Raw genomic sequence first — 13,150 nt, forward strand, 5'->3', positions numbered from 1 at the left:
TGATGGTCTTCGAGCCCACCTTCGAAGAGTTTGACGCGGACGCGGCTGCCCGCGACGCGGCACTCTCGAATTCCGTCGACCCCGAGACGGTGGTCCACGCGACGCACGCGATCGACCTCGAGGCGCCCGCCGACACCGAGACGGCTGTCGCCGACGAGGACCTCGATGATGACCTGGACGCCGGCCTCGAGGGTGAGGCGGACGCCGCGCTCTCGGACGAGGCCGGCGCCGATGACCTGCCCCCGTACGGCGAGGAGTGACGATGTCCGATCGACGAGAGCCCAACACCGGCGAGGAGCGCGACGCCGTCGCGATGGGCGACGCCCCGGGCGACGAGAGCGAAGAGCTCACGGCTCTGCAGACCGCCGAGCTGCGCCGCCAGCTCGAGCTGGATCTCGAACAGTACGAACAGGGCATGGAGGGCTGAGGCTGCTCTTTCGGGTGAGCCCGGCCATGCCGCTTCAACGGCGGCGACTCAGCCGAGCGTGTGCTCGATGTCGACTCAGTAGAGTGCGTTCTCGATGATGTCGGCGAGCTCGGTCGGCTTCGACAGGAACGGCGAGTGGCTCGTGTCCATCCGCACCGCGGTCGATCCCGACCGCGCCGCGAGAGCCTCCTGCGCGGGTAGCGGGAACACCGCATCCTGCTCGGTGATGACGTAGGTCGTGTCCTTTTCACGCCACGCGACCGAGGTCACCGCGTCGCTGAACGCCGCACTGCTCTGGGCCTTCAGCCGACCCACCGCATCGGATGCGGTCACGTCATCGACGTCGGCGAAGAAGAGGCCGGTGGCGGGCTCGGCATCCGTCCCGGCCGTCGCGAGCGGACCGTCGACGACCCACCATGAGGGCGCGACGCCGCCGACGGCGCCGAGAAGCGACTCGCCCTCGTCGAGCACGAACGCCGCCACGTAGACGATGTGGACGACGGAATCGGATGTCGCGCCCTGCGTCGTCGGAACGCCGCCGTACGAGTGGGCGACGACCGCGACGGGTCCCTCGATGTCGTCGATCGCCCGCGCGATGGCGTCCGCGTCATCCGTCATACGCAATCCACGCGGGTCGGCTGCATGCACCGTGGGCAGATCGACGGTGCGAACGTCCCAGCCGCGCGACTCGAGTTCGCGCTGGAGCGGGGCCCAGGCCCACGAGCCGTGCCAGGCGCCGTGGACGAGGAGGAGGGTGGGGCGATCGGCCATGGGTGGCTCCGTCTTCATCGTCGAGGTATCAGAGGGCGCGTGCGCGGCGCGGGGCTGAAGAAAGCGGGCGCCGTTCGGGCGGCGCCCGCTTGAGGCTCTCGCCTCGTGAGACGAAGATAGATCCGCGCGACCCGACACGCAGTGGCGCAGAACGAAAGTCGATGGCGATGGACGCAATGGGGATGCTCGACGGGCCCGCGCCCGTGCTGTCCGCGACGACCGTCGGCGAGCGGGAGACCGAACGGTTCGACAGTTTTCGAGACGCCCTGTGCGATGTGTACCTCGGGATCCTTCCCGAGCGGACCTCGCCGGTGACGTTCGACGCAGACGTGCTCGCCTACGACTGGGACGGCGCGATCCTCTCCCGCATCCGCGCGCCCGGCCACGGCGCGCGACGGAACGCTTCGTCGCTCGCGCGGGTTCCCGACGATGCGCTGTTCATCAACGTTTCGCCGGACTCCGCCGCCCGCCTCGACCACCTCGGTCAGCGATGGCGGATGCCTCCCGGCGCTCCGGTCCTGCTCGACAACGCGCAGCCGTTCGATCTGGAGTTCGACCCCCGTCGCCGATTCCGGCTGTACTCGCTCCGTATCCCGCGTACGTTCGCGGGCGCCGAGCCCACCGGCCGCGACATCGCCGACCTCAACCGGCGACTCGTCGCTTCGGGGGCGGGCGCACGACTGGGCGCGCAGTGCGCCCTCTTGACGACGGAGTTCGATGCGGGACGCTGGGATGCCGCGGCCGCCATGACACGCGCGGTCGTCGCCATGCTGCGCGGAGCCCTGGTCGGTGCCGATGGGGCCGGCGAAGCGGACCCGACATCCCGGCTGGAGTCCGCCAAGCGGGCCGCAGGGTCACGGATCGGCGACCCCGATTTCGACGTGCACGAGTTCGCCCGCTCGGCGAACGTCTCGGTGCGGACGATCCAGAACGACTTCCGCGCCTCGGGCGAGACGTTCCGGGACTGGCTGCTGCATGCCCGACTCGACGCCGCCCGCGAGCGCCTGCGCTCCCCCGCCTGGCAGGGACGATCGATCGAGGCCATCGCGACCGCATCCGGTTTTCGCGACGTCGCGCACTTCCATCACGTCTTTCGGGCGCGATTCGATGCGACGCCCGGGTCGTACCGACCCTGACGGGTCGTGCGAGCGGATGCCTCAGCTCGCCGGTGTGCGCCGACGCGTACGCCCGGGGAGCACGATGTAGTCGGAGTGCTTGGGCTCGAGCCCATCACCCGCGGTTCGTCCCCGCATCCGCCGCCACATCCACGGCAGGGCATGGGCCGTCAGCCAGCGTCCCGCCAGTGCCGATTCTTCGTCGTCGTGGAACGAGGCCTCGAGCGCCTCGAGTTGTTCGGCATCTCGAATGCCCAGCACATCGGCGGCCCGGTAGGCGAGCAGGCGATGACCAGCCGAGCGCAGGTGCACTCCGTCGTCGGCCCAGAGCTCGAGCTCGGAGATCCTCGGCAGCGCCTCCACATCGAGCAGGAGAGCGCCGGTCTCGGTGGCAATTCTGCGCAGTTCGGAGTTGTAGTGCGCGAAGCGGCGCGCGAAGATGCGAGCCGCACGGCGATGCGGCAAGAACGGCGTCGCGAGAAGCACGTCGCATCCGGCGGCGCGCAGCGTGCGGACGACCGCCTCGACTTCGGCTGCGAGACGCCGTGGATCGGCCCCCTGCTTGACGAGGTCGTTGGCTCCGATGAGCACGGAGACGAGATCGGGGCGGAGCGCGAGAGCCGCGGGCAGCTGCCGCTCGACGACATCGCGGACGCGCTTGCTGCGAACGGCGAGGTTCGCGAACCGGAAGCCGGACGCCCCGCCGGCTCCCGCCGATGCCAGGAGCAGTGCAAGGCGGTCCGCCCACCCGCGGTACTGATCCGCCGGGGCTCGGGAGGCGTCGCAGAGCCCCTCGGTGATCGAGTCCCCGAGGGCGACGTAACGACGCCAGCGTGGCGCCGCGGCGCTCGTGATGGAGGGTGCGGGCGGCAGCTCGGGTCGGGTGATGCCGCGAGCGAGCAGGGCGTCGTCGATGGGACGCAGAACACGCGCCTCGTCGTATCGCCCGACGAGGTCGCGGCAGAGCGCCTCCCACGTGCGGTGGCGCACTCCCTCGCGAGCGGCAAGGCCGAACGAGCGGCGCTTGGCCGCATCACCGGTCAGATCGGCGACGCGCGACCGCAGATCGCGCAGGTCGCCCGGCTCATACAGCCAGCCATCGATGCTGCTGCGGACAAGATCGACCGGGCCGCCGCGCCCCGTAGCGACCACGGGAACGCCGCTCGCGTGCGCCTCTTGCACCGTCTGGCAGAACGTCTCGCTCTCACCCGGATGCACGAAGACGTCGAGGCTCGCGAGGGCCTCAGCGAGGTCGAGACCCTCGAGGAATCCCGTGAATACAGCGGTCGGGAGCGCCACCTGCAGCCGCGCCCGGTCGGGACCGTCGCCGATGACGACGATCCGCACCCCGGGCAGGTCCGAGAGGGCCCGTAGGTCATCGACCTGCTTCTCGGCTGCGAGCCGGCCGGCGTAGCCCACCAGAATCTCGCCGGGGGCCACCCGGCGGCGCCACGCCTCGCTGCGCCGCTCGGGGGCGAATCGCTCGGCGTCGACACCGCGACCCCAGGGACGCAGGCGATCGATGCCGAGCGCCTCGAGCTGGGCGATCGCGGCGGAAGACGGAGCCAGTGTCAGCGTCGCGCGGCGGTGCAGACGGGCGACGTGGCGAGCGACGAGCGGCACCGCGCCCACGACGCCGTACTTCTCGGCGTAGGCGATCATGTCGGTTTGGTAGATGGCGACGGACGGCACGCGCAGGGCATTCGCGGCGGCCACCCCCTGCGATCCGAGCACGAAAGGCGACGCCAGGTGCACGACATCCGGTGCGAACTCGCGCAGCAGGCGTGTCAGGTACGCCGTGCGCGCGAAGACGACCCGAACATCGGGATACGACGGCATCGGAACCGAACGGAGCAACTCGGTGCGCACGTCGGTGAAGTCGGGGAGCATGGGCCGGGAAGAAGGCTGCGCACCACCCGGATGCGGGGCGATCACGAGCGTCTCGTGCCCCTCCCGCCGGAGGTGCCGCAGCACCTGCGCGACCGAACCGGTCACGCCGTTCATGTGGGGCAGGGCGGATTCCGCCAGCAGGGCGACTCTCACATGTCCAGGGTGAAGCTCCCGCGGTGACACGCCGCGCCGAAACGGCCCTGAGCACCGAGAGTTCATCGAGCGCACGCATCCGCGTCACCGAACGGATCCCCCGTCGTCGCCGTTCGCCGTTCGCCGGGCGTTCATCCGGTCTTGCTACCCAGAACCTGTGATGTCGGACGTGCTCGCCACGATCGCCGCGAGCCCTTGGGCGCTCCTGGCGATGTTCGCCCTCGTCTTGGGTGATGCCTTCCTCGTCGTCATCCCGGGGGAAACCGCGGTGACGGCGCTCGCGGCGCTGAGCGTCGTGGCCGGCGACCCGTCGATCGTCGCGATCATCGCCGTCGCGGCCCTCGCCGCCTTCATGGGCGACTCGGTCTGCTACCTCGTCGGGCGTCGGGTCGGGCTCGAGCGATGGGGATGGATGCGTCGCCCCCGCATCGCCACCGCCTTCGCGTGGGCTCGGGCGCGGCTGGCGCGCAGCACGGCCGCCATCGTCTTCACCGCGCGCTTCATCCCGTTCGCCCGCCTCGCCGTGAACCTCACGGCCGGCGCGGGCGGGGTAAGCGTTCCGCGCTATCTGCCGCTCGCGGCGCTGGCCGCCCTCGGTTGGGCCTGTTACCAGGCCCTCGTCGGCACCGTCGTGGCGACGCTCTTGCCGGATGCACCGGTGCTCGCGATCCTGGCCTCGATCGCGGTGGCGCTGCTGCTCGGCGTGGCGCTCGACGCCGTGCTCGCCGCACGGTGGCGCCGCACGCCGCGGACCTGATTCGCACCGCTCGCTCCACGGCGGCTTCCGCGAGTGCACCACTTCGGCGCGAGTGCACGACTTCGGTGCGGTACAGAAGCCGTGCACTCGCACATAAGCCGTGCACTCGGCGCTCGACGGGAGCAAGGTGCCGCGGGGCTACTCCCCCGTGAGCCCGCCCAGGAGATGGCCGAACGAGCGGCCCTCGCCGAGGTAGTTAGCCGGGTCGAAGGGGTCCGTCGCCTCGGCTGTGTCGCGCCGGGCGATGGTGTCGGCCAGCTCGCGGGCCGCCTTGTCGATGCGGTCACTGAGCGAGGCGACACCGTCACCCTGCGCTCCCCAGTCGCTCGAGGCCGCGAACACGCCCGTCGAGACGGCATCCGCGTGCAGGTATGCGAAGAGCGGACGGATGGCGTAGTCGATCGCGAGCGAATGCCGGGGGGTGCCGGCGTTCGCCCCGATGAGCACGGGCTTTCCCGTCAGCGCGTCGGGGTCGAGCACGTCGATGAACGACTTGAACAGGCCCGAGTAGCTCGTCGAGAAGATCGGCGTCACGGCGATCAGCGCGTCGGAGGAGACCACCGTGTTGATGGCCGCTTCGAGGGCGGGCGGGGCGAACCCGGTCAGCAGGTTGTTCGTGATGTCATGCGCGTAGTCGCGCAGCTCGATCGTGTCGACCGTGGCCTCGATCCCCCGCACCGCGAGCTCGCGGACCGTCGCCGAGGCGAGCCGGTCACCGAGCAGGCGCGTGGTCGAGGGGTTCGACAGGCCCGCCGTCACGACCGCGATCCGCCGGGCGGCCATCTCAGGCCCCCCGACGCGTCGCGGCGGCACCGAATGCGGACCCGGCGGCGACCGGCTCCGAGTTCTTCACGGCGAGCTTGCCGCCCGCCACCGGCAGGCCACCGGCGGCGGCGAGCGCGACTCGAGCGGCGTGCGTGGGCGCATCCGGAACCTCGGCCGGACGGTTCTTCGCGAGCTCCTTGCGGAGCACGGGAACGACCTCGCCGCCCAGGATGTCGAGCTGCTCGAGCACCGTCTTCACCGGCAGGCCGGCGTGATCGATGAGGAACAGCTGACGCTGGTAGTCGCCGAACAGGTCGCGCATCCCGGCGTAGCGATCGATGACCTGCTGCGGCGATCCCACGGTCAGCGGGGTCATCTCCGAGAAGTCCTCGAGGCTCGGGCCGTGCCCGTAGACGGGCGCGTTGTCGAAGTACGGGCGGAACTCGCGGACGGCGTCCTGCGAGTTGGCGCGCATGAACACCTGTCCGCCGAGGCCGACGATCGCCTGCGCCGCGGTGCCGTGGCCGTAGTGCTCGAAGCGCTGACGGTACAGTCCGATCAGGCGCTGGTAGTGCTCGGCGGGCCAGAAGATGTTGTTCGCGAAGAATCCGTCACCGTAGTAAGCGGCCTGCTCGGCGATCTCGGGAGTGCGGATCGAGCCGTGCCAGACGAACGGGGGCACCTCATCGAGCGGGCGCGGCGTCGAGGTGAAGCCCTGCAGAGGCGTACGGAAGCGTCCCTCCCAGTCCACGACGTCCTCGCGCCACAGCTTGTGCAGCAGGGCGTAGTTCTCGATCGCGAGGGGAACGCCCTGACGGATGTCCTGGCCGAACCAGGGATAGACGGGGCCGGTGTTGCCGCGCCCGAGGGTCAGGTCGACACGACCGCCCGCGAGGTGCTGGAGCATCGCGTAGTCTTCCGCGATCTTGACCGGGTCGTTCGTCGTGATGAGCGTCGTCGCGGTCGAGAGCAGCAGGCGCTCGGTCTGCGCGGCGATGTAGCCGAGCGTCGTCGTCGGGGACGACGACCAGAACGGCGGGTTGTGGTGCTCGCCGAGCGCGAAGACGTCGAGGCCGACCTCTTCGGCATGCTTGGCGATCGCGATGGTGTTGCGGATCTTCTCCGCCTCGCTCGGCGTCCGACCGGTGGTCGGGTCTTCGGTGATGTCGCTCACCGTGAAGATGCCGAACTGCACGGCCTGTCCGGCGACGGGTGTTGTGGTGTTGTCGTCCACGATCCTTCTCCCTCTGCGTTCGGGACCTCGGTCTGGGATCTCGCTCACGCTTATATTCAAGTGAATGTATCTCGTGTAACGCGTGCCCGTCCAGGTTATTCCCGCCGTGTCGCGAGCGGGTCGGACCGCTCTCTTCCGGCGAAACACCCAATGCGACGCGAGACACCCCTCACCACAGGGTGTTTCGCCGCAGAAAGGGTGTTTCGCGGAAATGGTGGGCGCGGGCGCGGTGGGACGGATGCCCGGGGCCCGCGTCAGCGCGCCGCGTCAGGCCGCGGAGTCGAACATCGCGAGCATGTCGCGGGTCAGCTGGTGCGGCGTCGTCTCGCAGGGGCTGTGGCCGGTCGGATACGGACGCAGCTCCGCCCCGATCGCGCGCGCATAGTCGGCGTACTCGACGCTCGGCCAGAGGTCGTGCTCGCCCACCGCCACGAGCTTCGGGATGGGCTGCGCGGCAACGGCAGCCGAGACATCCGGTGTCGTCATCATGAGTCCGACGATGTCGTTCACGCTGTCGCGGCGCGTGAGGGCGAACCGCTCGCGCACGAAGGCGATCCGCCGCGGCGGCACACGATTGAGGTTGTTCCGGATGCCCCACATCAGCAGCGCGGCGCCCGTGCGCGGGGATGCCCCGGCGCTCCAGCGACCGATGCGCTTGACGCCGCGGAACACCTGCCCCGAACCGGGCGGGGTCGAGAGCAGGGTCAGGCTGGCGAACAGGTCGGGCCGCTCGACCAGGACCTGCTGGGCGACGAGGCCCGCGAAGCTGTACCCCAGGACGTGCACGGGGGCCGCGCCATCCTCGAGCGCCGCGATCATGTCGTCCGCGAACAGTCGATAGTCGTACCGGTTGCGGGGTGGGTGCAGATTCGCCGGCCCCGCCTGCCACGACTCGTACTGGCCCGCGAGATCGAGGGACTCGACCCGGTATCCCGCGGCCGCGAACAGAGGGAACATCAGGACGAAGTCCTCCTTCGACCCCGTCACTCCCGGGAAGAGGAGAACCCGAGGACCCTCGTCGGGCCCGAGTCGCACCCGGGCGAGCGAACCGCTCGGTGCCGGGAGAACGTCGCGAACCGTACCCTCGGGGAACACGCGCCAATCGAGGTCGGGGATCGCTCGATCCCGGCCGGGTGCGTCGTCGATCACGGTCATGAACACCTCACCTCGACGCGAGAATACCGGGACGCAACCCCCGCTGTCAGTGCGCCCCCGCCACGGTAGTGTGGGCACGCCCATGAGCGACGCGACCCCACGCCCCTCCGGCGCCGGCGGCGGCGCCAGCACAGGCGAGAATCCCCGGCCCCGACCGCCCGGAGCATCGAAGCGCGTCCCTTTCTGGGACAACGCACGCTTCGCCTGCATCGTGCTCGTGGTTCTCGGCCATTCCGTGCAGCGACTGACGTACGACTCCGATATCGCCCTGGCGCTGTACCTGCTCGTCTACGCGTTCCACATGCCGGCGTTCGCGATCATCTCGGGGTACTTCTCGAAGGCCGGCACCCCGTCGCATCGGCAGATGGCGCGGGTCATCACCGACATCCTGCTGCCCTACGTCATCTTCGAAGGCCTCTGGACGCTGACGAAGTGGATCGTCGAAGGCGACGGCACACCCAACCTCAGTCAGCCCTCGTGGACGCTGTGGTTTTTGCTGGCCCTCGGGATCTTCCGGCTCGTCCTGCCCTACCTCGCTCTGCTGCGCTGGCCCCTGCTGTGGACGGTGCTCATCTCGATCGGCGCCGGCTACCTCCCGAACATCGACTCCACCTTCTCGCTGTCCCGCACCCTCGGGCTGCTCCCCTTCTTCACGCTCGGCTGGTGGCTGCGTGAACACGACATCGTGGACCGGCTGCGGCTGCTCCGCTCGCGCTCGCCGCTCGTCGTCATCGCCGCCATCGCGGCCCTCGCGAGCGCCGCATTCATGGCCTGGTTCTACGTCGACGCCTGGGAGCAGATGAACCTCCGCACCTGGCTGTTCTACGACGACGCCTACGCCGACCTCGGAGGAACCCAGTGGTGGGCCGGCGGCGTGCGGCTGGCCCTCATGATGGTGGCGCTCATCTTGAGCCTGGCGTTCCTCGTGCTCGTGCCGCGCCGGAACACGTGGTGGACGCACTTCGGGCAGTACACGATGTACGTCTACCTGCTGCACTCGTTCGTGCTCTACCCCTTCCGCGAGTCGGGGGTTCTCCGCAATCTCGAACCGACGTGGCTGTGGCTGCCGATCGTCGTGGTGGTGTCGGTGCTCATCGCGCTCGGGCTCGCGACCGCGCCCGTGCGACGGGTCTTCCGACCGCTCGTCGAGCCGCGACCCGGATGGTTGTTCTCGGATCCCGGACTCGCCAAGCGCGAGGGACGGCGCTCGGATCCGACCGGCTCGCGAAGGCCGGCGCCACGCGCGTCTCCGTAGCGAACGCTCAGGCGAACAGTCCGGCGCCGACGAAGGATGCCTGATCCGCTCCGGGCGGGATGGCCCAGACACCCGACCCGACGTGCCGGATGTACTCGTTCATCACGTCCGTCGACAGCGCGCGCTGGATCGTCACGAACCGCTCGGGGGCGCGTTGGTACGAGAGGAAGAAGAGCCCCGCATCGAGGCGACCGAGCTCGTTGTTACCGTCCACGAAGTTGTAGCCGCGACGCAGGATGCGCACGCCGTCGTTGCGGCTCGGATGGGCCAGCCGCACATGACTGGCGGCGTCGATCGCCGTCTGACCCGAGGCATCCGTCGCCGCGAAATCCGGTGCGGTGAACTCGCCTCCACCCGATAACGGCGCGCCCTCACCCTTGGAACGGCCGACGATGCGCTGCTGCTCGGAGAGGCGCACGCGGTCCCACGACTCGATGATCATCGCGATCTTGCGTGCCACCAGGTAGGAACCGCCCGCCATCCAGGCCGGTTCGTCGGATGCCGAGACCCAGACGTGCTCGTCGAGCCCGGCCGTGTCGTCGGCCAGGATGTTCGCCGTGCCGTCCTTGAACCCGAACAGGTTGCGCGGGGTCGCCTGCGAGGTCGTGGTCATCGACGTGCGGCCGAATCCCAGCTGCGACCAACGGATGCGGGCGCGTCCGAATGCGATGCGACTGAGGTTGCGGATCGCGTGCACGGCGACCTGGGGGTCATCGGCGCACGCCTGGATGCAGAGGTCCCCGTCGCTTCGCGCCGGGTCGAGGTCATCGCCCAGGAATGCCGGCAGCCGCTCGAGTCCCGCGGGCCTGCGCGACGCGATGCCGTAGCGGTCGCCGTCGGCGTTGCCGAACAGGCTCGGACCCACCCCGATGGTGATGGTGAGCGAACTCGCGGGCAGACCGAGCGCCTCGCCCGTGTCATCCGGCGGAGCCTCGAGCGATCCACCGACCGAGCCCGTGGCGCTGACGTCGAGCCCCTGCGTCATGCGCGCCGCCGCGTACGACCAGTCCTGCAGCAGGCTGATCAGATCGTCCCGGTTCGTGCGCGCCATCATGTCGAAGGCCGCGAAATGCAGGTGCTCCTGGACGGGCGTCACGATGCCGGCCTGGTGGGCACCGAAGAACGCGTGCACGCCCTCCACGCTCCCCGAGGCAGAGGCGCTCGAGATCGCCAGCCCCCCGGCGACGCCGCCCGCACCACCGACGGCGATACCCGCCGCGCCGGCGCCGAGCAGACCGAGCAGGCCGCGGCGCGACAGGCCGGGACGGGGCTCGTCAGCGGACGGCGCTGCCGGGGCACCCGCAGACGGGGCCCCGGCATCCGTCCCACCCGTCGGCGGAATTGGTTCGCTCACATCACTCCAGAACGGTCACCGTCAGCTGCGACAGCGGCTCGGCGAGGGCGTTGATCAGGTCGGTGAACTCGCGTTTGTCGTCGTCGGTCAGCTCACGGTAGTTGACGAAACCATCGGTGAGTGATCCGTGCTTCGCGAGGGATGCCTCGAGGTCGGCGTATCCCGCATCTATCTCTTCGACGAGCGCGGCGCCGTCGTCGCCTTTCGAGGCGGCGAAGTCACGCGCGAGCGAGAATGCCATCTTGGACCCCTCGACGTTGGCGGCGAAGTCCCAGAGATCGGTTCCCGACCACCAGTCCTCCTCGCCCGAGATCTTGCCGGTCGCGACCTCGTCCAGCAGCGCGATGGCGCCGTTGCTGAGGCCCGCGACACCCTGCGCGTCGAGCGCCTCCTGGAAGTCGTCGGAGTGGACGTAGGTGTCGAGCTCCTGGATGTCGGCGACCAGTTCGTCACCGAACGCGGCGCGCTCCTCGGTTGTCGAGGGCGTCCAGTCCTGCCACGCCGACGTCTCGCCGTCCGCGTTCAGCGCGTCGAGGGCGGGAACCCACAGGTCCTTCTCGATGCGATGGAAACCGGTCCAGTCGAGGCCCTCGGCGACGGCGTCGACCTCGCGGTAGTCGATGCGCGGATCGAGGTCGCCGAGCGCCTCGGCGACGGGCTCGATGCGCTCGTAGAAGGCGCGCACCTGCGGGAACAGGGCGCGCGCCGTGTCGTCATCGCCCGTGGCGTACGCGGTGGTGAATTCCTCAACCGCGGGCACGAGCTGCTCGACCTGATCCTTCGCGAACGCGGCATACAGGTCGACCGCCTGCTGCTTCTGCTCGCCGTCGGGACCCTCGATCGCAACCGATTCACCCGAGACCGAGAACCCCGCACGGCCGACGCCCTCACCGATCATGCCCGGCTTGCAGAGCGTGAAGTACTCCCCCGGCTGCGCGACGACCGTCAGGGTGCGTGATGTGCCCGGGGCGATGTTCTCGACCTCGCCGACGATCCGGAGCCCATCCTCCGCCAACAGGTAGAACTCGGTGATCTGGTCACCCTCGTTCGTCACGTCGAAGGCGAGCGTGCCACTCGCTGCCGTCGTCGCCGAGACGTCGCACCCGGCATCGGTCGATGACACGGCGATCGCGTCGGCGGCCGCGACATCCGTTTTGGCGACGCAACCGGCGAGCGCCAGGGCGGCAACCGCGGCGATCGCCGTCGCGGTCAGGCCTCTCGCGATGATCGTGTGGGCGGTCATAGTGCTCCTTGCTGATTGGGGGCGGGTGACGAGGGGGAGAAATCAGCGGATGCCTGGGCGGACGCCGCGGCGGATGTCGCGGCGGATGTCGGAGCCGCAGCAACCGAGGGCTTGTGCTCGCGCACATTGCGCACGAACACGAAAGCGACAACACCGACATACGCGGCCCAGGCGAGGACCTGCAGCCACGACATCCGGGGCATGAAACCGACGATCGCCTGCAGGATCGCGGCCAGCGGACCCCCGGGGGTGATCACGGCACTGACGTCGAACGCCCATCCGAAGGGGAAGCCGAGCCAGCCGATCGCAGCTGCGCCCGTCACGGGATCGACCGGCGCGAGGGAGGTGAACGGGCCGGGTAGAACCCCCGCCTCCTGCAGGTCGTGGATGCCATAGGCGAGCACGCCCGCGGCGACGACGATGAGGAAGGCACCGGTCCAGGTGAAGAATCGGCGGAGGTCGAGCCGCAGCATCCCGCGCGCGAGCAGCCACCCGAGCACGACGGCTGTCAGCAGGCCGACGAGGGCGCCGAGCAAGGCTTCGGGCGCGTTGCCGAACGACTGCACCATGGTCCAGAGCAGCAGCGTCGTCTCGATCCCCTCGCGGGCGACGGAGATGAATCCGATCACGACGAGCCCCCACAGCGTCGTGCTGGCGAGGGCTCGGTCGATCTCGGCGTGCAGGGTGTTCTTGAGCGTCCGACCGGCTCGCTGCATCCAGAAGATCATCCAGGTCACCATCGCGACAGCGGCCAGCGACAACAGCCCGCCGATGATCTCCTGCGCCTCGAAGGTGAGGGCGAACGCGCCGAACGTGAAGATCGCACCCAGCGCCACCGACAAGGCGATGGCGAGTCCGACACCGATCCACAGCCGGGGCAGCACGTCGCGACGACCGAGCCGCGACAGGTAGGCGACGAGGATGCCGACGACGAGGGCGGCTTCGAGGCCTTCACGCAGGCCGATCAGGAAGGTGGCGAACACGGTGTTATCGCGCGGCTTTCGGGATATTCGAGGGGGTCCAGGATGCTT

13 protein-coding genes are annotated in these 13,150 nt (G+C 69.6%); 5 read left to right on the top strand and 8 right to left on the bottom strand.

Annotation, left to right across the window (positions count from 1 at the left end):
* Positions 1-2 precede the first annotated feature (2 nt).
* Together ACIQ0W_RS07250 and ACIQ0W_RS07255 are read left to right on the top strand one after the other, a co-directional pair.
* On the top strand, positions 3-260 hold the full coding sequence (locus ACIQ0W_RS07250) for a hypothetical protein (RefSeq protein ID WP_396642085.1): 258 nt from the start codon (positions 3-5) through the stop codon (positions 258-260).
* A gap of 2 nt (positions 261-262) precedes the next feature.
* Positions 263-427 (top strand): hypothetical protein, encoded by a 165-nt coding sequence (locus ACIQ0W_RS07255; protein WP_396642086.1) that lies wholly within the window; start codon positions 263-265, stop codon positions 425-427.
* A gap of 75 nt (positions 428-502) precedes the next feature.
* On the opposite strand, the gene ACIQ0W_RS07260 is transcribed toward ACIQ0W_RS07255, so the two are convergent.
* Positions 503-1,198, bottom strand: a complete 696-nt coding sequence (locus ACIQ0W_RS07260) for an alpha/beta fold hydrolase (RefSeq protein WP_396642087.1) — start codon at positions 1,196-1,198, stop codon at positions 503-505.
* A 161-nt stretch (positions 1,199-1,359) separates the two neighbouring features.
* Between ACIQ0W_RS07260 and ACIQ0W_RS07265 the strand changes: the two genes are divergently transcribed.
* Positions 1,360-2,334 carry an AraC family transcriptional regulator gene (locus tag ACIQ0W_RS07265; RefSeq protein ID WP_396642088.1) on the top strand — a complete coding sequence of 325 codons (975 nt, stop codon included), beginning with the start codon at positions 1,360-1,362 and terminating at the stop codon, positions 2,332-2,334.
* A 21-nt stretch (positions 2,335-2,355) separates the two neighbouring features.
* Here the strand turns inward: ACIQ0W_RS07265 and ACIQ0W_RS07270 are convergent, their stop codons facing one another.
* On the bottom strand, positions 2,356-4,356 hold the full coding sequence (locus ACIQ0W_RS07270; RefSeq protein ID WP_396642089.1) for a GDSL-type esterase/lipase family protein: 2,001 nt from the start codon (positions 4,354-4,356) through the stop codon (positions 2,356-2,358).
* A 160-nt stretch (positions 4,357-4,516) separates the two neighbouring features.
* Here ACIQ0W_RS07270 and ACIQ0W_RS07275 point away from each other — a divergent pair, with 160 nt between their 5' ends.
* Positions 4,517-5,113 (top strand): DedA family protein, encoded by a 597-nt coding sequence (locus tag ACIQ0W_RS07275; protein ID WP_396642201.1) that lies wholly within the window; start codon positions 4,517-4,519, stop codon positions 5,111-5,113.
* A 138-nt stretch (positions 5,114-5,251) separates the two neighbouring features.
* Here the strand turns inward: ACIQ0W_RS07275 and ACIQ0W_RS07280 are convergent, their stop codons facing one another.
* The 3 genes from ACIQ0W_RS07280 to ACIQ0W_RS07290 form a co-directional block, all read right to left on the bottom strand.
* Positions 5,252-5,896 carry an FMN reductase gene (locus ACIQ0W_RS07280; RefSeq protein WP_396642090.1) on the bottom strand — a complete coding sequence of 215 codons (645 nt, stop codon included), beginning with the start codon at positions 5,894-5,896 and terminating at the stop codon, positions 5,252-5,254.
* Position 5,897: 1 nt separating this feature from the next.
* Positions 5,898-7,073: an LLM class flavin-dependent oxidoreductase gene (locus ACIQ0W_RS07285; RefSeq protein ID WP_396642202.1), complete on the bottom strand. Its 1,176-nt coding sequence runs from the start codon at positions 7,071-7,073 to the stop codon at positions 5,898-5,900.
* Between the two features lie 306 nt (positions 7,074-7,379).
* On the bottom strand, positions 7,380-8,267 hold the full coding sequence (locus tag ACIQ0W_RS07290) for an alpha/beta fold hydrolase (protein ID WP_396642091.1): 888 nt from the start codon (positions 8,265-8,267) through the stop codon (positions 7,380-7,382).
* Between the two features lie 82 nt (positions 8,268-8,349).
* Here ACIQ0W_RS07290 and ACIQ0W_RS07295 point away from each other — a divergent pair, with 82 nt between their 5' ends.
* Entirely contained in the window at positions 8,350-9,522 is a 1,173-nt protein-coding gene (locus ACIQ0W_RS07295) for an acyltransferase family protein (protein ID WP_396642092.1), read from the top strand.
* A gap of 7 nt (positions 9,523-9,529) precedes the next feature.
* On the opposite strand, the gene efeB is transcribed toward ACIQ0W_RS07295, so the two are convergent.
* From efeB to efeU, 3 genes are read right to left on the bottom strand one after another with little or no spacing between them, the layout of a single operon-like run.
* A complete protein-coding gene (efeB, locus tag ACIQ0W_RS07300) occupies positions 9,530-10,864 on the bottom strand; it encodes an iron uptake transporter deferrochelatase/peroxidase subunit (RefSeq protein ID WP_396642203.1) in 1,335 nt (444 codons plus the stop codon).
* A 13-nt stretch (positions 10,865-10,877) separates the two neighbouring features.
* Positions 10,878-12,119, bottom strand: a complete 1,242-nt coding sequence (gene efeO, locus ACIQ0W_RS07305) for an iron uptake system protein EfeO (RefSeq protein ID WP_396642093.1) — start codon at positions 12,117-12,119, stop codon at positions 10,878-10,880.
* A complete protein-coding gene (gene efeU, locus ACIQ0W_RS07310; RefSeq protein WP_396642094.1) occupies positions 12,116-13,102 on the bottom strand; it encodes an iron uptake transporter permease EfeU in 987 nt (328 codons plus the stop codon). Before efeU ends, efeO begins: the two co-directional genes overlap by 4 nt.
* Between the last annotated feature and the right edge of the window lie 48 nt (positions 13,103-13,150).

The organism is Microbacterium sp. (genome assembly GCF_044340635.1).
GTDB lineage: Bacteria > Actinomycetota > Actinomycetes > Actinomycetales > Microbacteriaceae > Microbacterium.

Coding starts and splice junctions, on each gene's coding strand:
- ACIQ0W_RS07250 (WP_396642085.1), top strand. CDS start 3: ATGGTCTTCGAGCCCACCTTCGAAGAGTTTGACGCGGACGCGGCTGCC.
- ACIQ0W_RS07255 (WP_396642086.1), top strand. CDS start 263: ATGTCCGATCGACGAGAGCCCAACACCGGCGAGGAGCGCGACGCCGTC.
- ACIQ0W_RS07260 (WP_396642087.1), bottom strand. CDS start 1,198: ATGGCCGATCGCCCCACCCTCCTCCTCGTCCACGGCGCCTGGCACGGC.
- ACIQ0W_RS07265 (WP_396642088.1), top strand. CDS start 1,360: ATGGCGATGGACGCAATGGGGATGCTCGACGGGCCCGCGCCCGTGCTG.
- ACIQ0W_RS07275 (WP_396642201.1), top strand. CDS start 4,517: ATGTCGGACGTGCTCGCCACGATCGCCGCGAGCCCTTGGGCGCTCCTG.
- ACIQ0W_RS07280 (WP_396642090.1), bottom strand. CDS start 5,896: ATGGCCGCCCGGCGGATCGCGGTCGTGACGGCGGGCCTGTCGAACCCC.
- ACIQ0W_RS07290 (WP_396642091.1), bottom strand. CDS start 8,267: ATGACCGTGATCGACGACGCACCCGGCCGGGATCGAGCGATCCCCGAC.
- ACIQ0W_RS07295 (WP_396642092.1), top strand. CDS start 8,350: ATGAGCGACGCGACCCCACGCCCCTCCGGCGCCGGCGGCGGCGCCAGC.
- efeO (WP_396642093.1), bottom strand. CDS start 12,119: ATGACCGCCCACACGATCATCGCGAGAGGCCTGACCGCGACGGCGATC.